At 63.1% G+C, this 16,627-nt stretch carries 18 protein-coding genes, 1 tRNA gene and 1 pseudogene; 10 read left to right on the top strand and 10 right to left on the bottom strand.

Annotated features, from left to right (window positions below; genetic code table 11):
• Nucleotides 1-478 precede the first annotated feature (478 nt).
• Nucleotides 479-2,344 (top strand): alkaline phosphatase family protein, encoded by a 1,866-nt coding sequence (locus tag IVB07_RS16250; protein WP_204511441.1) that lies wholly within the window; start codon nt 479-481, stop codon nt 2,342-2,344.
• Between the two features lie 57 nt (nt 2,345-2,401).
• On the opposite strand, the gene IVB07_RS16245 is transcribed toward IVB07_RS16250, so the two are convergent.
• Nucleotides 2,402-2,974 carry a hypothetical protein gene (locus IVB07_RS16245; RefSeq protein WP_247362444.1) on the bottom strand — a complete coding sequence of 191 codons (573 nt, stop codon included), beginning with the start codon at nt 2,972-2,974 and terminating at the stop codon, nt 2,402-2,404.
• Between the two features lie 392 nt (nt 2,975-3,366).
• Between IVB07_RS16245 and IVB07_RS16240 the strand changes: the two genes are divergently transcribed.
• Nucleotides 3,367-4,026, top strand: a complete 660-nt coding sequence (locus tag IVB07_RS16240) for a peroxiredoxin (protein ID WP_247362443.1) — start codon at nt 3,367-3,369, stop codon at nt 4,024-4,026.
• Nucleotides 4,027-4,083: 57 nt separating this feature from the next.
• On the opposite strand, the gene IVB07_RS16235 is transcribed toward IVB07_RS16240, so the two are convergent.
• Nucleotides 4,084-5,814 carry a Cache 3/Cache 2 fusion domain-containing protein gene (locus IVB07_RS16235; protein WP_247362440.1) on the bottom strand — a complete coding sequence of 577 codons (1,731 nt, stop codon included), beginning with the start codon at nt 5,812-5,814 and terminating at the stop codon, nt 4,084-4,086.
• A gap of 95 nt (nt 5,815-5,909) precedes the next feature.
• On the opposite strand from IVB07_RS16235, the gene IVB07_RS16230 reads away from it, so the two are divergent.
• Both IVB07_RS16230 and IVB07_RS16225 read left to right on the top strand, forming a co-directional pair.
• Entirely contained in the window at nt 5,910-7,385 is a 1,476-nt protein-coding gene (locus IVB07_RS16230) for a deoxyribodipyrimidine photo-lyase (protein ID WP_247362438.1), read from the top strand.
• Nucleotides 7,386-7,451: 66 nt separating this feature from the next.
• Nucleotides 7,452-7,766, top strand: coding sequence for a histone (locus IVB07_RS16225; RefSeq protein WP_247362436.1), 315 nt, complete (start codon nt 7,452-7,454; stop codon nt 7,764-7,766).
• A 56-nt stretch (nt 7,767-7,822) separates the two neighbouring features.
• Here the strand turns inward: IVB07_RS16225 and IVB07_RS16220 are convergent, their stop codons facing one another.
• The 3 genes from IVB07_RS16220 to IVB07_RS16210 form a co-directional block, all read right to left on the bottom strand.
• Nucleotides 7,823-8,569, bottom strand: a complete 747-nt coding sequence (locus tag IVB07_RS16220; RefSeq protein WP_247767745.1) for a hypothetical protein — start codon at nt 8,567-8,569, stop codon at nt 7,823-7,825.
• 98 nt (nt 8,570-8,667) lie between these two features.
• Nucleotides 8,668-9,540 carry a DMT family transporter gene (locus IVB07_RS16215; protein ID WP_247361829.1) on the bottom strand — a complete coding sequence of 291 codons (873 nt, stop codon included), beginning with the start codon at nt 9,538-9,540 and terminating at the stop codon, nt 8,668-8,670.
• 101 nt (nt 9,541-9,641) lie between these two features.
• On the bottom strand, nt 9,642-10,088 hold the full coding sequence (locus IVB07_RS16210; RefSeq protein WP_007603109.1) for a hypothetical protein: 447 nt from the start codon (nt 10,086-10,088) through the stop codon (nt 9,642-9,644).
• A gap of 290 nt (nt 10,089-10,378) precedes the next feature.
• On the opposite strand from IVB07_RS16210, the gene IVB07_RS16205 reads away from it, so the two are divergent.
• A complete protein-coding gene (locus IVB07_RS16205; protein ID WP_247362432.1) occupies nt 10,379-10,642 on the top strand; it encodes a hypothetical protein in 264 nt (87 codons plus the stop codon).
• Nucleotides 10,643-10,672: 30 nt separating this feature from the next.
• On the opposite strand, the gene IVB07_RS16200 is transcribed toward IVB07_RS16205, so the two are convergent.
• Complete coding sequence (locus tag IVB07_RS16200; protein WP_247362429.1) at nt 10,673-11,134, bottom strand: host attachment protein; 462 nt, start codon at nt 11,132-11,134, stop codon at nt 10,673-10,675.
• 312 nt (nt 11,135-11,446) lie between these two features.
• On the opposite strand from IVB07_RS16200, the gene IVB07_RS16195 reads away from it, so the two are divergent.
• The 3 genes from IVB07_RS16195 to IVB07_RS16185 all read left to right on the top strand — a co-directional run bounded on the left by IVB07_RS16195 (nt 11,447) and on the right by IVB07_RS16185 (nt 13,429).
• On the top strand, nt 11,447-11,719 hold the full coding sequence (locus IVB07_RS16195) for a hypothetical protein (RefSeq protein ID WP_247362426.1): 273 nt from the start codon (nt 11,447-11,449) through the stop codon (nt 11,717-11,719).
• 437 nt (nt 11,720-12,156) lie between these two features.
• Entirely contained in the window at nt 12,157-13,122 is a 966-nt protein-coding gene (locus IVB07_RS16190; RefSeq protein WP_247362424.1) for an AraC family transcriptional regulator, read from the top strand.
• 154 nt (nt 13,123-13,276) lie between these two features.
• Nucleotides 13,277-13,429, top strand: a complete 153-nt coding sequence (locus IVB07_RS16185; RefSeq protein WP_247362422.1) for a hypothetical protein — start codon at nt 13,277-13,279, stop codon at nt 13,427-13,429.
• Nucleotides 13,430-13,477: 48 nt separating this feature from the next.
• Here the strand turns inward: IVB07_RS16185 and IVB07_RS16180 are convergent.
• From IVB07_RS16180 to IVB07_RS16170, 3 genes are all read right to left on the bottom strand, one after another.
• Nucleotides 13,478-13,554, bottom strand: a tRNA-Arg gene (locus IVB07_RS16180).
• A 150-nt stretch (nt 13,555-13,704) separates the two neighbouring features.
• Nucleotides 13,705-14,250: a hypothetical protein gene (locus tag IVB07_RS16175; RefSeq protein ID WP_247362420.1), complete on the bottom strand. Its 546-nt coding sequence runs from the start codon at nt 14,248-14,250 to the stop codon at nt 13,705-13,707.
• Between the two features lie 159 nt (nt 14,251-14,409).
• Complete coding sequence (locus IVB07_RS16170) at nt 14,410-14,979, bottom strand: hypothetical protein (RefSeq protein ID WP_247362418.1); 570 nt, start codon at nt 14,977-14,979, stop codon at nt 14,410-14,412.
• Nucleotides 14,980-15,157: 178 nt separating this feature from the next.
• Here IVB07_RS16170 and IVB07_RS16165 point away from each other — a divergent pair, with 178 nt between their 5' ends.
• Nucleotides 15,158-15,541 carry a VOC family protein gene (locus tag IVB07_RS16165; protein ID WP_085351313.1) on the top strand — a complete coding sequence of 128 codons (384 nt, stop codon included), beginning with the start codon at nt 15,158-15,160 and terminating at the stop codon, nt 15,539-15,541.
• A gap of 73 nt (nt 15,542-15,614) precedes the next feature.
• Here IVB07_RS16165 and IVB07_RS16160 read toward each other — a convergent pair.
• Nucleotides 15,615-15,963: pseudogene (locus IVB07_RS16160) on the bottom strand (hypothetical protein).
• Nucleotides 15,964-16,219: 256 nt separating this feature from the next.
• Between IVB07_RS16160 and IVB07_RS16155 the strand changes: the two are divergent.
• A complete protein-coding gene (locus IVB07_RS16155; RefSeq protein ID WP_018455289.1) occupies nt 16,220-16,570 on the top strand; it encodes a GrlR family regulatory protein in 351 nt (116 codons plus the stop codon).
• Nucleotides 16,571-16,627: the final 57 nt, after the last annotated feature.

Raw genomic sequence — 16,627 nt, 5'->3', positions numbered from 1 at the left:
GGATGTTGGGCTTCACCTGTATGCCGCTGTGCATTGTTCTTACGACAATCTCGCACAGTGGACCGCGGGTGCCAGCCGGCACCCGGTCTTCCCTGCGCCCTCTTTCATTTTGAGGGTGAGGCGACCAAGCAAAGCTCGGGCGAAATGCGCCGCGAGAGGGCGAAGGTGTGTCTGCCGCTCGGAATGCGAATCGAAGCGCGACGCTGCCAGCCACTCACTCCGTCATTGCGAGCGCAGCGAAGCAATCCAGTCTGCCGCCGGGGAAAGATTCTGGATTGCTTCGCTGCGCTCGCAATAACGATGCTGAAGCAGCGCGTGCCGACACCGCGATCTCGTGCCGCCGGACGCCGCGCAGAGCGGGGCCCCTGTCCTTCTTTACATGGCGCTCCGCTCTTGTAACAAAACCGTCATGCAGCGAAACTAAACGAAGCCGGGGGCCGCGGTTGGCGGCCAAGCCGCCTCGCAGGGAGAGATTTTGATGCGCCGTTCGCTGGTTTTGCTGTCAGCCGGACTGACAGTGTTGTCCGCAGGATTTTCGACCGGACCTGCCTCCGCAGAGAACAACACGCCCCGTAACCTGATCCTGTTCATTCCGGACGGTCTGCGGGCGCTGAAGGTCACGCCTGAGACCGCCCCCGCAATGGCCGAAATCCGCGACAAGGGCGTCAACTTCAAGAATTCGCATTCGCTGTTCCCGACCTTCACCATGGCCAACGGCTCGGCGATGTCGACCGGCCATTATCTCGGCGATACCGGCGTGTTCTCCAATACGATCTGGACCAACTACACCTCGGTACCCGCCGGCGACACCGTGGTCCCCTTCATCGAGAACGACGCCGTGCTTGGCGACATCGACGAGCATTTCAAGGGCGACTACCTCAACGAGGACACGATCCTGAAATTGGCCCGCGACAAGGGCTACAGCACCGCCGCGCTCGGCAAGCATGGTCCGACCTATCAGTTCGACCACACCGACAAGCCCGAAAAGGCCGGCCTGCATTCGGTCGTGTTCGACGATGCGACCGGCGGCAAGAACGGCGTGGCGCTGTCGGACGAGGTCAAGGCCGCTCTCACCAAGGCCGGCCTGCCCCTCGCCACGCCGCCGCGCGGCGACAACTCCAAGGCGGGCGATGCCAAGACGCCCGGCACCACGGCGGCCAACGTCGCGCAGCAGGCCTATTTCGCCGATGTCGCGGCCAAGGTCGTGCTGCCGATGTTCAAGGCGCGCAACAAGCCGTTCGTGCTGGTGTTCTGGTCGCGCGACCCCGACGGCAGTCAGCACAACACCGGCGACAGCCTCAACCAGATCATGCCCGGCATCAACGGGCCGACCTCGATGGCCGGCATCAAGAATGCCGACAACAACCTCGCCCAGCTCCGCAAGGCGCTGGACGAGCTCGGCCTTGCCGCCACCACCAACATCATGGTCCAGGCCGACCACGGCTTCTCGACCATCTCCAAGGAAAGCAAGACCAGCCCCTCGGCCAAGGTCAGTTATGACGACACGCCGAAGGACTTTTTGCCGATGGGTTTTCTGGCGCTCGATCTGGCGAAGGCGCTCGACCTGCCGCTGTTCGATCCCAACGACAAGAACGCCAAGGTCGAGGGCAACAAGCATCCCAAGGCCGGCAACGGCGTGCTCGGCAAGGATCCGGAAAAGCCCGATCTCGTCGTCGCCACCAATGGCGGCTCTGACCTGATCTATTTGCCGACCAAAGACAAGAAGCTGGCGGCCAAGACCGTCAAGCTGCTGCTTGAGCAGGATTACGTCTCCGGCCTGTTCGTCGATGACTCGCTCGGCCGCTTCCCCGGCACGCTGCCGCTGTCGAGCATCAATCTGCGCGGCAAGGCGGCGACGCCGACGCCGGCGATCGTGGTCAACTTCCGCTCCTATGCCAGCGATTGCGGCGAGGCGCCGACCAACTGCTCGGTGCAGGTCGCCGACACCGTGCTGCGCCAGGGCCAGGGCATGCATGGCAGCTTCAGCCGCGGCGACACCATGAACTTCATGGCCGCGGTCGGTCCGGACTTCAAAGCCGGCTATGTCAGCGAGATCCCGGTCAGCAATGCCGACGTCGGCATGACGGCCGCCCAGCTCCTCGGTCTGCGCGCTTCTCAGAACGGCGGTCTCGTCGGCCGCGTGATGTCGGAGGCGTTGCCCAACGGCATCGTGCCGAAGGCCTACAAGGGGGTCGAGAAGTCGAAGAAGTCCGAGAACGGCCTGCAGACCGTGCTGAACTTCCAGCGCGTCGGCAGCCAGCGCTATTTCGACACGGCCGGCTTCCCCGGCCGCACGCTCGGGCTGGAGCCGGACGCCGGCAAACAAAAAACGGCGGGGAAATAACCCCGCCGTTCAAATGCGTCCTTCGTGAAAGGCGCAGAATTTTACATGCCCAAAATCTTACATGCCGATGTCGAACACGTTCGGCAATTGGCCCGCCAGAGGCAGCGCGGTGGCGCCCAGGAAGGTCGCCACCATCGCCATCAGGCGACGGTTGTTGTGGCGCTTGCCGCGCATCTGGCCGGCGATCCACTCCAGCATTTCGCTGTTGACCTTGGAGGCATAGGACGGCGCCCAGCCCTCGATATCGGATTCGGCCGACAGCGCGACGCTGCGCGGCGGCACCTTCAGGCCGGAGGCGCTCGCCGCATAATGGGCCACCGCCTTGGCGAGCAGGTCGTCGAACCGGCCGCCATCGGTGCGTTCGGTCGCGGCTTCGTTGATCTCGAACAGCACTTCGGCCTCGGCGCGGCTGACGGGCTGGTCGTTGACGGCCGTGGCGGTCAGAATGCGGGCGCACCAGGCGGTGTCATCGGCATCGAGCGAGCGGGAGAAGTGCACCCTTCCCTTGGTGGTCGGGCCTTCGCCCGTGATCACGCCGTCGCGCACGATCGTCAATGCATGGGCCGCGGTATCACGGCAGGACGGTTCGAGGGACGGCGACTCAACAGACTTATGCGCAGCGGCAGACATAGTTCACTTCCAGATTTCTTCTGATCGGCCAGCATTTTCATGCCGGCGTAAAGGGGTGGTTAATGATTCGGTACGGGGATCGCGACTTTTCGAGATAGTTGCCAATTGGTCGCTGTCAGGACCATTTTGGTTCTGGGAAGCGACGGGCGAGCGTGATGGGAGTCATAAAAGGCTTTCTCGGGGCAATCACGCCCGTATAGCCCCGGTGGAGATGTTTCGCCGCAGGCGCGGCTGTAACAAAAAGGTGCTAGGAAATCAGGCCTTCAAAGAAGGAATTCACATTTTACTTGAAGCGGTTCAGTTTGCGTTCACTTGGGATCGCGGAGACCCTATAATGGTCGCGACGGTCAAAGATGAATTTGCAAGTAAATTCAATGAGATGAGGTAGAACCATGACACTTCCGATCGGCGCCACCGCACCCGACTTCGAAGCCGAGACCACCGAAGGGAAGATCAAGTTCCACGACTGGATCGGCAACAGCTGGGCGCTGCTGTTCTCGCACCCGAAGGACTTCACGCCGGTTTGTACGACCGAGCTCGGTGCGCTCGCCAAGCTGAAGCCGGAATTCGACAAGCGCGGCGTCAAGCTGATGGGCCTCTCGGTTGATCCGGTCGACCGCCACGCCAAATGGTCGGAGGACATCAAGGAGACGCAAGGCGCGGCCCCGAACTATCCGATGATCGGCGACACCGATTACAACGTCTCCAAGCTGTACGGCATGCTGCCGGCCGCGATCTCGGGCGATCCCCTCTCCCGCACCGCCGCTGACAATCAGACGGTCCGCAACGTCTTCGTCATCGGGCCGGACAAGAAGATCAAGCTGGTGCTGGTCTATCCGATGACGACGGGCCGGAACTTCCAGGAGATTTTGCGCGTGATCGACTCGCTCCAGCTCACCGCCAAGCACCGCGTCGCGACCCCGGCCGACTGGTCGCAGGGTGACGACGTCATCATCGCGGGCTCGGTCTCCAATGACGAGGCCAAGACGATCTACCCGCAGGGCTGGAAGGAGCCGAAGCCCTACATCCGGATCGTGCCGCAGCCGAAATAACCCAATCGTCATCCGGGGCGATGCGTCAGCATCGCCCGGGAACGACGACGTTAGCTCTTACGCCGCGCGCACGCGTTCGAGGAAGCCCTCGACCTCGGCCTTCAGATGCAGGCTCTCGCCCGACAACGCCTGAGCGGAAGCAAACATCCGGCTGGACGTCTCACCGGTCTCGTTCGCACCCTCGGCGGCCTGACGGACGTTGACGGCGACATCGGCCGTGCCCGATACCGCCGCGCGAACGCTGGCGACGATGTTTTGGGTCGCGCTCTTCTGCTGCTCGACCGCCGCCGAGATCGAGCCCGCGATGCCGCTGATGCGCTCGATGGTCTGGCTGATCGCCTTGATGGCGACAACCGATTCCTCGGTCGCAAGCTGCATGCTGGCGATCTGGTTCGAGATCTCGTCGGTTGCCTTGGCAGTCTGGCCGGCGAGCGTCTTGACCTCCTGGGCCACCACCGCAAAACCGCGGCCGGCATCGCCCGCGCGCGCGGCTTCGATGGTCGCGTTCAGCGCCAGCAGGTTGGTCTGCTCGGCGATCGAGGTGATCAGCTTGACGACATCGCCGATGCGCGCGCCCGCCTCGGAGAGCTGCGCGATGCGCTGATCGGTCGCCTCGGCCTGCCGCACGGCCTCAGCGGAAATGACGTTCGATTCCTGCACCCGCCGGGTGATTTCGGAGATCGATTGCGACAGCTCGTCCGAGGCCGACGCCGCCGAACGCACGTGCTCGGAGGCATTTTCGGAAGCTCCCGCCGACCGCGCCGACAGATCGGCGGTGGAGCGCGCGGTGTCGGTGAGCTGCCGCGCCGTCCGTTCGAATTCGCCTGACGATGTCAGCACCTTGTCGAGAATGCCGCCAACACCGCCACGGAACTCCTCGACGAAATTGCGCAGCTCGGATTTGCGCTGCTCGGCGGCCGCAGCCGAAGCCGCCGCCTGCTCGCTGCGCATCCGCGCCCGCTCCTGCGAATTGCTCCTGAACACAGCGACCGTACGGGCGATCTCGCCGATCTCGTCGGCGCGATTCTCGCAATCGATCTCGACGTCGCTTTGACCTTCGGCGAGTGCCGTCAGCGAGCGCGTCACCGAGGTGAGCGGCTTGGTGACACGGCGGACGACCAGCAAGGTCAGGACCAGCACCAGCAGCGCGGCGAGGCCGGCGGCGGCCGCCATGCTTTCGATCGTCTGGGTTAGCATGCTCTCGAACTGCGCCATCGGGATGCCGACATAGAGGATGCCGGCGACCTTGCCGCTGGCGTCGGCGACCGGGAAATAGGCGGTCATAAAGGACTTGCCGAACAGGGTGGCCGGGCCCTTGTAGGCCTCGCCACGACGCAGCAGCGCCTGCGCCGGATGATCGGCGGCAAGCTGGGTCCCGACGGCGCGGTCGCCGTTTTCCTTCTTCACGTTGGTCGAGCGCCGCACGAACTGCCCGCTCGCATCGTCGAACACGAACAGGGTCGCGTTACCGCCGACATAGGACACCGCGCGATCGACGATGGCGTGATCCCTAAAGTCCGGCATCTTGGGAATCTCGGCGCGCGCCACCGCGCCATCCCGCATCGTGATCTTCGCATCGGGAACGATCTCGGCAAAGGCCAGCGCCAGCGTCCGCAGGCTAACCTCGATGTCGCGGAGCGCGCGATCGTTGAAAGCGGAGCTAAGCGACCAATAGCCGGCGCCAACCACGAGCGCCGTATTCATGGCGATCAGCAGCACCGCGCACAGGAGCGCCTTGGTGCCAAGTTTGAATTGCGGCAGAAACTTCGCCGTCGCTCGTCCGTACATGAATGGAATGACTCCTGTAATTCCTGCATGTTCGTGCAATCGGCTTACGGTCGCATTAACGGCGGTTCCAATCGCCGGACGCCAATGCTTTCCAAATGGTAAACGAGGACACCCTGACCACGCCAAGCGCTCCGCCCATCGTCGTCTGGTTTCGCGACGACCTCCGCCTGTCCGACCATCCCGCCCTCCACGCTGCTGCCAAGGCTGCTGCGCAGACCGGCGCGCCGGTGATCTGCCTCTATGTGTTGGACGACTCGGCCGGGCGAGCGCCGGGCGCCGCGGCGCGCTGGTGGCTGGCGCAGTCGCTGCGGGCGCTCGACGCCGACATTGCCACGCGCGGCGGATCGCTGATCCTGCGCAAGGGGCCGGCAGCCAGGGTGATCGCGGAGGTGGCGCGTGAGAGCGGAGCCCGCACGGTCCACTGGAACGGGATCGCACAGGCGCCGCATCAGGCGGTTGAGCGGCAGCTCGAATCCGCGCTGGCAAAGATCGGCGTGGACTCGCAATGTTTCCCCGGCGACCTGCTCGTTCCGCCAGCGGTAATCCGCAACAAGGAAGGCCACGGCTTGCGCGTGTTCACGCCATTCTGGCGGCGCGTGCTGGCGCTCGGCGATCCGCCAAAGCCCCTGCCGGCGCCGAAGGACCTGCGTCCTGCGCCGACGGTCACCAGTGACACGCTGGAAACCTGGAAGCTCGAGCCTGGCAAGCCAGATTGGGCCGGCGGCCTGCGCGAGACATGGACCCCGGGCGAAGCTTCCGCCCGCGCTCGCCTGCGCGACTTCCTCAAGCACACCGCACAAGGCTATGTCGGCGATCGCGACCGCCCGGACCGCGAGGGCACCTCACATCTGTCACCGCATTTGAGATTCGGCGAGCTCAGCCCGCGCCAGGTCTGGCACGCCGCGCGGTTCGCCGCGGCGGAAAATCCCGCGATCGGACCCGGCGTCGACAAGTTCCTGAGCGAGCTCGGCTGGCGTGAGTTCTGCCGGCACCTGCTGCACGACCATCCCAACCTTGCCTCCGAAAACCTGCAAGCGAATTTCGACGGCTTCCCATGGAAGCCCGACGCCAAGGCGCTCGCCGCCTGGCAGCGCGGCCGCACCGGCTATCCCATCGTCGACGCCGGCCTGCGCGAACTCTGGCACACTGGCGTGATGCACAACCGGGTCCGAATGGTGGTCGCCTCGTTCCTAGTCAAGCACCTCCTGATCGACTGGCGCGCCGGCGAAAGCTGGTTCTGGGACACGCTGGTCGATGCGGATGCCGGCAGCAATCCCGCCAACTGGCAGTGGGTCGCGGGCTGCGGCGCCGACGCGGCGCCCTATTTCCGCGTGTTCAATCCGGTGCTCCAGGGCGAGAAGTTCGACCCGGATGGAGCCTATGTGCGACGCTGGGTGCCCGAGTTGAAGGATGTGCCACCCGAGCTGATCCATCAGCCCTGGCAGGCGACACCGATCGAGCTTGCGAGCGCCGGCGTCACGCTGGGCAAGAGCTATCCGCATCCGATCGTCGATCATGCCAAGGGACGAGAGCGCGCGCTCGCCGCCTACGCAAAGATCCGCAAAGGTTGAGCGTTGCTTTGACACAATCATGAAACGCGCTATCGTCGCCGCTCCGTGCAAACCGTGGGGGACGATATGGACGACGACAAGCCGATCACCGAACAGGCGATGGACACGATCACCACCGCCGTGGAAGCGACCAAGGACGCCGCTGTCACTGCGGTGAAGCAGGTCAGGAAAGCCGCCAAGAAGGCTGCGAAGAAGGTAGCGCCGAAGAAGGCTTCCAAGAAGAAAGCCAAGAAAGCTCCGAAGAAAACTTCGAAGGCCACCAAGAAGACTTCGAAGAAAGCTGCAAAGAAGTCGTCGAAGAAGGCGGCCAAGAAAACAGCAAAGAAGGCCACCAAGAAAGCTGGCGAGTCGAAAAAGAAGGCCACGAAGGCCAAGCGCTGATCGCAACGCTCAGGTCTCCGGGGGCGGACGCGCCCGGAGACGGCTCCAGCGATACTCTACCCTCGCCGCTTGGCTGCGCGACGGCCCGGGTGATGCTCGCCTTGCGGATCGCGAAATTCGCTGCGATGGCCGCGCCGGTCCTCGGCGTTGAAGCGCCGGCGCTTCTCGGGCGAGCCGAACTGCTTGATCAATCTCCTGCCGTTCACCTTTTTTATGACGTAGCCGCCCTCGGTCATCGAGAACGGCTCCTTGAGCAATCCCAAGTGGTCGAACTTCGTGCCGCGGGGATGCTTGAAGGGTTCGAACCAGGACGGATAAACGAAGTTCGACATCGGGAGATCGTTGACGACGAAGGCGTCCTCTTCCACTGCATCGCAGACCTCGTAGGCATATTGGGTGTGCCGGGTCTTGTCGGCCCACAGATTGGCCATAGGGTCGAGCACCATCTCGAACAACTCATGCGAGGCTGCCAGACTGACCGGATCGTCGTTGGACAGCGCCTTGAGGAAGATCTTCGAGATCGGTTGACCCCGATGCGTCAATTCATGCCGCCCGAGGAAATTCTTGTGGGTCGCATCGTCGAAATAGACCAACTGCCAGTCAGTGGGCTTCGGCTTGCGGGTAACGTCGAGATCGACGGGGTAGCCCCAGACCGGCAGGAAGTGCTCGTCATAGCATTTCTGCAGCGCGGCCGTGAGCCGCGCCATCACCTGCTCGCTCATCATCTCCTCTGCATAATTAATGCAGGCAATCCGGACTGGCTTCAGGGACCTGCCAAGCAATGCGCGTCTCGCCTTCTTCATGCAAAATCACCTGTGAAAGAGGCACTGAAATGCGCGGACCGTAGCACGATCTTGCCGCGCACGTCAGGGATGTATTCGAGCGGCTTGGCCCGCCAACCCTAGAAGCGTCGGTTGACGACGAACACCGCGGCCGCGCACATCACCATGCCCGCGATCGCCAGCGCATCGAGCTTTTCTCCGAACAGCAGATAAGCCATCAGCGCCGTCACGGCGGGCACTAGATAGAACAGGCTTGCAACCGACGTGGCGGCGGCGTGGCGGATCAGCCAGTACAGCAGTCCGATCGAACCGATCGAAAGCGCCACGGCGAGCCAGGCCAGCGCGAGCATGAACTCGCGCGTCCAGTGCACCACGCGGTCCTCGAACAGGAACGCACCAATCGCGAAGAAGATCGTGACGGACACGTACTGCACGAGATTGCCGGCGCGCCAGTCGATGTGATTGCAGTAGCGGCGCTGATAGAGCGTGCCGAGCGTGATGCTGATCAGCGAGACGACGGAGGCGAGCCAGCCGAGCCCGGCTTCGCCGGTCATGGGGCGGCCGTGCAGGATCAGCACGACGCCACCGAGGCCAAGGACGAGCCCCGCCCATTGCACCGGCGTCACCTTCTCCCCGAGCCAGCGGTTGGCGATGGTCGAGGTCAGGATCGGCTGAAGGCCCGGAATGAGCGCGGAGAGCCCGGCCGGAATCGAGTGCGCGATCGCGATTGCGGTGCCGCCGAGATAGAAGCCATGGACGAGAATGCCGGCGACGGCGCTGTGCGCGATGCCGATCCGGTCCGGCCATTTCGGTCGCGCGATCGCGACGATGATCGCCATCAGACCGACCACGAACGCCATGCGGATGGCGAGGTAGGTCAAAGGATCGGCATTGTTGACGACGTATTTGGTGCCGATGAAGCCCGTGCTCCAAAGCAGGACGAACAGGATCGGCGCGGCGCGGGCGGTCAGGGCTTCTTGATTATGATTCATTGCCGCCTCATTGCCCCACCGGGGGCCAATGCGGCAATGCGAATTTCGGCCAAATTCGTCCGGACGATGCTGCGCTGCGACGGACCGGACGGCTCAGCCGCTCACCATTCGTCCGGACAGGGATCGATGATCTTCCAGAGCTCGACGCCGTTCTTGATCTTTTTCATGTCGGTGGTGAGCCCGCCATTGCGGCGAATCCAGTCCTTCACCGTGTCGGGGTAGTAGGCCATCAGGTCGGACGTCCCCTCCGCGCTGGTGACCTTGATGCCGAAAGTGAAGGCCTTGTCGTAGTAAGCCTGGTGGAAGCCGAGGCTGGCGCGCGGCGTCACGCAGATCTTGTTCATTGGCACGATGCCGAGCACCAGGGTGCAGGCCGAGTTGCAGATGCCGTCGATGATGACGCGTTCGCCCTTCTCGCGGACGCGCTTGTACTTGGCCTTGTATTCCTCGACATAGCCGCCGTGGTCGCGGGTAATATGCAGTTCGGCCCGCGCCGGCGTGGCGGCGACGACCGAGAGCAACAGCAGGCTCAGAAGCGTGATGCGCATGGCGAGGTGACGGCGAAAGCCTTCAGGAATGGACCGGTCTATGAACCCCGAGAAGCCGGCAACAGGAGTCTTGAGCTAATTCCCTTTTGGTCATACTTGTGTGGGGAATTCGTTAAGCATCTCGAAAAGGCCAAATATGGGCAAGTCCGGACCACAGAACCGGCAATTCTGTCACACCCACCCGGGAATCTGCGGGATTGGCGTCGATTTCCGGGCTGCAGACGGGTGTTCCGGCCGCCCGAACTGGCTATAAACAGCCGACCTATTCGTGCGGGTTCCGGAGATTCGAGATGAGCAAGTTGAAGCTTGTAGCCGCGATTGCAGCCCTGTCGGCCGCAATCCTTGCCCCTGGCCTCGCAGAGGCGCGGGGATACCACCGGTACCATCGCCACTACCCGAACCCGCTGCCCTACCCGATCAGCTATCTGCACAATTACGGGCCCGGCATCACGCCCGGGACGTTCGCCTTTTACGACGGCCCGTCGACCAACCATTGCTACCAGAGCGCAGCCGCCTATGTCGGCCAGGACCGCCGTCGGCACCCCTGCTTCTGAGGGGTGCAGGCGCGTCCTCTGCGGGGGCCGCTATTTGGCGGCGCCGGACAGCAGCAATTGCTTCTCGATCTCGTAGACCGGCAGTTTGACGAGGTCCTTGCCGACGTCGCCCTGGAGTGCCTTGCGCACCAAATCCGAATAATCGGCGCGAATCATCCCGAGCGCACGCGGCGAGGCCACCATGGTCAAGGCCGAGGTCTCGCCTGAGCTGACGGCGGCATCGAGCCGTCCGGCCAGGCCGCGCAGGAAGGCGCGCTCGGCCTCGTCGTGCCAATCAGTCTGCTCCACCGAGCTGCGCGTGCTACCGGCCGCGCCGTGAAGCCTGCCCGGCGCGTCGGTCCCTTGCGCACCGGTCGAGGGATTGGGCTGTTCGTGCACCTCCCTGGTGTGGAGGTTCGGAAACATCTCGTCGCCGAGGTTTTCCAGAATAAGCGCCTTGCGCCCGTCGCACACGACCAGCCAGTCACCCTTGTCGATTCTCATTTTGTCCATTGCACAGCTCCAAAGCGACCTCGCGAGCCAGCTCATCGAAATGCTCGAAAGCTGGCCACGACGCCAAAATTAGGGACGAAGCTGCACCAACGAATTGCGCGGGATCAAGGATGGCGGCGATGTCCTGCGGAGCGCAAAGCAAGCGCGCCATTGGTCAAGAGCGCGAACCTGGGATAGTCTGGCGGAGCTAAAGGTCAGGCCTGCGGCGGGCTGGGCTGAAGACCTGTTCATCAGCATTACATTTCGGTCCCGCCACAATTTGATCAGAACAAACTTCGATATCCCTGTATTGCGTAAGCGGAGAAAGACATCATGAAGCTTAGAATTGGCCTCGTCGCCGCGTCCCTGTTGGGTGCGTTGGTCGCATCATCGGCGGCGTCCGCCATGCCCATCGCGCCTGCTCCTGCGACGCCGCAGGTTTCCGACGTCGAGCAGGTCCGCATGGTCTGTGACGCCTGGGGACGCTGCTTCTGGCGCCCGAACTACTATGGATACTACGCCCCGCGGCCCTATTACGGTCCCCGATATGCACCGCGCTTTTACGGTGGCCCTCGCTATTACGGACCACGCTATCGCCGCTGGTGATTCTAAAGGGGCCCTTCGGGGCCCCTTCGCTTTTGCGAGATCAAGGATGTTGGTCTGGAGTCATTCCAAAACTGATCTAGATCAAAGACGCAATCCGCCACGCCGTCATTCTCCGACGATGGTCGATTTGATCGTTTTTCGATGTCCCCAGACGGGCATGAATGTGCAGACACATTTTGAGAAGCAACAGACACAGGAGGCGCAGAGCTTTGCCTCCATCGCCTGTCCCGCCTGCACGCGGCTGCATTTCATCGACCTCGCCTCCAGCCGGCCGATGACTCGAGATCGTTGAGACGACATCGATCCGCCGGGCTTCATGCCATGATGTCCGCAATACTACGGCCCGGAATCCGGTTTACTGAAGCGCGATGTTTCGCCATTGATGGCGATGTTCCGACGTTCATTTGATTGTCATATTGCAGCAGCCGGTCGCACGCATGTTGTTCGACGCCCTCGCCCCATCCTCGGCGCTTCAATTGATCGGCTTTGCCGACGTCGATGCGTTTCGGCCGATCGAGTCGATGGAGGATGCGAGAAGCATTCCGCTCGACGTCCGGAATTTCGCGGCGGCCCGCGCTGTCGTCTCTCTGCCCGGCTGCCGCATCGTCATGATGCGCTCGTTCGCGCGCATCCTCGACGGCGCCTATCGTATGCCCGGGGGGATGGTGATCCTGCCCATGACGGACGACCTTCAGGTCAATTCCAAGGGCATGGATCTGGACGCGCGTTTCTTCATCGCGCTCCGCGGCAGCGATGAATGCCATTTCGTCGAGCGGCGGACCAATCATCATGCGATGATCATCTTCTCACCCGGCCTGAGTGACCGGGGCTGGTTTGATCAGGCGGACGATTTGCGGACCTATGGCGCGAACCGCCCCGCTTTGCTCCACGCACGGCAGCTCCTGCTCGACATTCTGCGAACCGCGTCGGTGCAGCCGGCCTTGTTCGAAACGACCGAGGTCGCCGCCCATCTCCAGGAAGGCCTGCTGCTCGCGCTCGACGATCTGTTTCGCATCGATTCGCTCTCAGACCGGAGTGCCTCCGTCCAGGGCGAGCGGTCGATCAAGCTCGTGCAGCGGATCGACGATTATGTCGCAGCACATCCGACTGCCCCGATCTATACCGCCGAGCTCGCCGGCGAGTTTGGCGTCTCGATCCGGACGCTTGGCGGCGCCGTCAGCAAGGTGCGTGGCATGAGCCTGCACCAGTACATTCGCCTGAAAAAATTGTGGGCGACCCGGTCTCGCCTTCTCAAAGGCGGCGGCGCCACCGTCACCACATGCGCGCGCGCCCAAGGCTTTCACCATTTGGGGGAGTTTTCCGCAGCTTACCGCGCGACCTTCCACGAAGCGCCGTCCGACACGCTGGCACGGGGCCGGCAAGCCGGCCCGACGGCACGCTGACCAGATAGGCTCCGGCCTTTCCGACGCGGCGAGCCTCAAGGGAACCAGTTCCTTCGAACCGCATTATCCAAGCAGTGCGCCGGCGGCGCACTGAAGGCACCCCGCGTTCACACGCGGGGTTTTTCTCGCCGTCAACCAAGTGGTTCAGAAAAAAATGTCTATCAGCCGCAACCTATTGTTTCTGGTCATCGGTGCTTTGGTCGTCACGGCAGCCGTGCTCGGCTACAATCTTTACCAGACGAAGAAGCAGCCCGACGGCCTGCAAATCAATGTCGGTCCCAACGGGCTGAAGATCCAGGGCAAATAGAGGCGGCTCACGGCCTCCCGCCAGATCCGAATATTCTGGCCTGACTATTGGCGCGCTCGGAGAGATTCGAACTCCCGACCCTCGGAATCGAAATCCGATGCTCTATCCAGCTGAGCTACGAGCGCCCTGGCCCAGAGATTGGGCCGCAACCGACACGCCCCAGATCGCTGCTGGCGAGCCAGCAGGCCGGGCGACGTTCGGATGGGTTGAATTAGCAGAGAGGCCGGCCAATAAAAAGCCCTTCCACCCCGCTTCGAGACGGGTCATACCCGCCCTTACCAGGTGCTGTTGAAGAAGCCGAAATGCGGCTGCTGCGCCATCACCATCATCGGCCCACCTTGCTGCGGCATCGGATGAGTTCTGGCGACCTTGCGCTTGGGCTGCTGCGCCGGGGTCCGAGCGGGCTGGGCCTGAGAAAGCTGGGCCTGCGCCTGAACCTGCGGCTGAACTTGCGTCTTGGTTTCGGTCTTCTTGGCCGCAGCGGCGTCGGCCTTTGCGGCCGGCGTGAATTGGGCGAACGTCTCGCGGACCCGCGCCTTGGCTGATATCTCGGCCATAGCGGGTGACATGCCCTCCACGGGCGGCTGGGGAGCCGCGACGGCGGCGATGTTCACCGCAGGGGCGGCAAGCGTCGGCTGACTGGTGTCAAGCACCACGCGCTCTGGCAGGTGGCGATCGGACCGGATCCGGATCAATGGCTGTTCGTTGCTTGCGGTTGCGATGGCCTGTGTCACGGGCGAAGTCGGCAGAACGTAGTCCGCTGCGAACAGCAGTGCGAGCAAGGCTCCACCGACAAAGATGAAATACCGAAAGATGGGCATGGGCGACGCTCCGCCCGCCGCATCCCCGCGTGGGCTCTCCGCCTTAACAGGCGATTATTTAATTGGTTCCTGGCCCAGCCGTTCGGTTCAAATGGCGACGCCAAATTTTTGGCCAAGGCCCCAGGACAGTAACTTTTCCGCTACCCGGCACTGCCGGCCTTAGGTCCGGCGTGCTGCCACAAGCGAACACTTCGCCTGATCGGCATTGACGTTGACGAAGCCGACAGGAATGCGCGCAAAAGTCTTGCGGCTCTTCATGCTGACGGGGTCCGCCAGAACGCGGCTGCGGTCGGTGAGATGACTACCATCGCGCCGCGCAAAAGCGCAGACGATCTCGACATCCTTTACGGCATAGTCGTTGTCGTTGCGCAGCGTGAGCGTCACCAGTGCCTTCGAGCCAAGGCCGCCGCGGCGCCAGGTCTGAGATGAAATCCTGATCCGACCGAGTTCTGCCATTGTCGGAATCTGAGCTTCGGAAGCCGGCGACACGGCGGCCGCATCGCGTGAAGGCGCCGTCTCCACCGCTGCCACGTCAGACCTCACCGGTTCGGCGCCGTTGCCTCTGGAAAGAGGGAGCAGCATCCAGATGCCGCAACCGACGATGGTGGCCGCCAACAGCCAGAGCAGGCCTCGCCCAAATGAAACGCTCGCGATCGTCACCGCCCGCGCCAGTCGTTCGCCGGTCCCGGCGAATCGCCCTAACCCGATGCGGTCAAACCCAGCGTTCATGGTTGCCTCACCGCCCGCGGCCGGAGCACGTTCGACAACGGATTCCGCCACTGCTTACCTTAATCCGGAAGACGAACTAAGGTTCCCGCGCACTGTCGAGTCGGGAAGAGCGGTGGCGGTCGGCGGCCGAGGCCGCTAACATGCGCTGCAACATCAAGACCCGTCGGGAGACCATGAAATGCCAGTCGTCACTTGGGATCACGTCCATCTGCGCAGCCCTGATCCGGAGGCCACGGCGGCCTGGCTGCGGGACATCCTTGGTGGCGAGATCGTGCAAGCGCCCGGACGGATCGACGTGAATCTTGGAGGCGCAAGGATCTTCATTGCTCCACTCGAGGGCGACAACGTGGTCAACCCGCCGCCGCCGCACCCGCATCAGGGCCTCGACCATTTCGGTCTCACGGTGAAGGACATCGACGCCGTCGCCGCCGAGATCAAGGCCAAGGGCGTCACATTCACACGCGAACCGACCACGATCCGCCCCGGCGTGCGCATCTGCTTCATCCGCGGACCCGAAGGCATCTCCATCGAGCTGCTCGAGCGCGACAAGAAATACACCTGATAAGGCGCGCGCCGCATCGGCTCACCGGTCGTCGTGCCGCCCGGTGCGCCTAAGTCATGCTACCGGGCATGAATCAGCGGACGGCGACGCCCATGTAGCCGTAGATCGGCCAGACCATGGTGCGTCCCAGTCGGTATCCGAGAGCGCCGAGTCGTCTGCATCGGAGCAGCAAGACCCCTTGCCGCTTCGCAGTCCATCGAACCAGGCCTTCAATTCGGGGCATGGGTGTTGACGAACTGGCCGCGGTCGCGCGCCTGCCCGAAGGGGGCTGCGAGTGCGATCAGGGCCAGGGCGCAACCGAGGCTCGCCACGCTTCGCCAGCGTGCCGCGCCGCCGATCCGCCGTTGTCGTGTTTCGCAAATCGTGGGACGCACACTGTACAGACGCGGCTTCTCGCCGCCGGAATCGATCCAGTTGCTCACGTTTGTCTTGCTCCAGCACGCCGCGGCCAGTGCAACAATGGTTAGGCATTTCGCGGGCCAACTTGATTGGCAATAACTGGCCTCGCTTCGTGATCAGACCGTCATGGCGGTGTCATAGACAAGCCGGGACAACTACGGCTCACGGCAGGCTCACAAGGCCGGCGGCCAAACTCCCGCGTTGCGTGGGCACATCCGCTTTGGCATAAATGCTCTACCGGTTACGCCATTGGGCGATGGCGGCCGGCCTCGGGACGTTATGAAGAACGGCCTCTATTCGATTCACGTGAACCTGCTCGATGGTCGCGTCGGCAAGGGCAGCGGCGTGATTCTTTTTCGCGACGGCAAGATTCTTGGCGGCGATGCGTACCTCTATTACACCGGCAGCTACACGGTGAAGGACAACACCTTCAAGGGTGAGGTGCTGGTCCAGCGTCACACCTCGCCGCGGGGCGACGACAATCCGCTGTTCGGCGGGCCTGCCGCGGTCGGCATCGGCGTCAGCGGCACGTTCACGGAGACGCGCGGGGACATGACGGGCACCGCGCTGGTCGGCAAGGCCAGCCAGATTTTCGGCGCGACACTGCACAAGCTTGCGGAGGTCGACTAGGGCTTCGGTTCTGATTGAATCAACCAAAGCTCTCAATTGTTGTTTCGACGCGTTTTG

The organism is Bradyrhizobium sp. 172 (genome assembly GCF_023101065.1).
Taxonomy (GTDB): domain Bacteria; phylum Pseudomonadota; class Alphaproteobacteria; order Rhizobiales; family Xanthobacteraceae; genus Bradyrhizobium; species Bradyrhizobium canariense_D.
The sequence above is the reverse complement of the archived record's forward strand: the minus strand, read 5'-3'. Positions and strand labels throughout refer to the sequence as shown.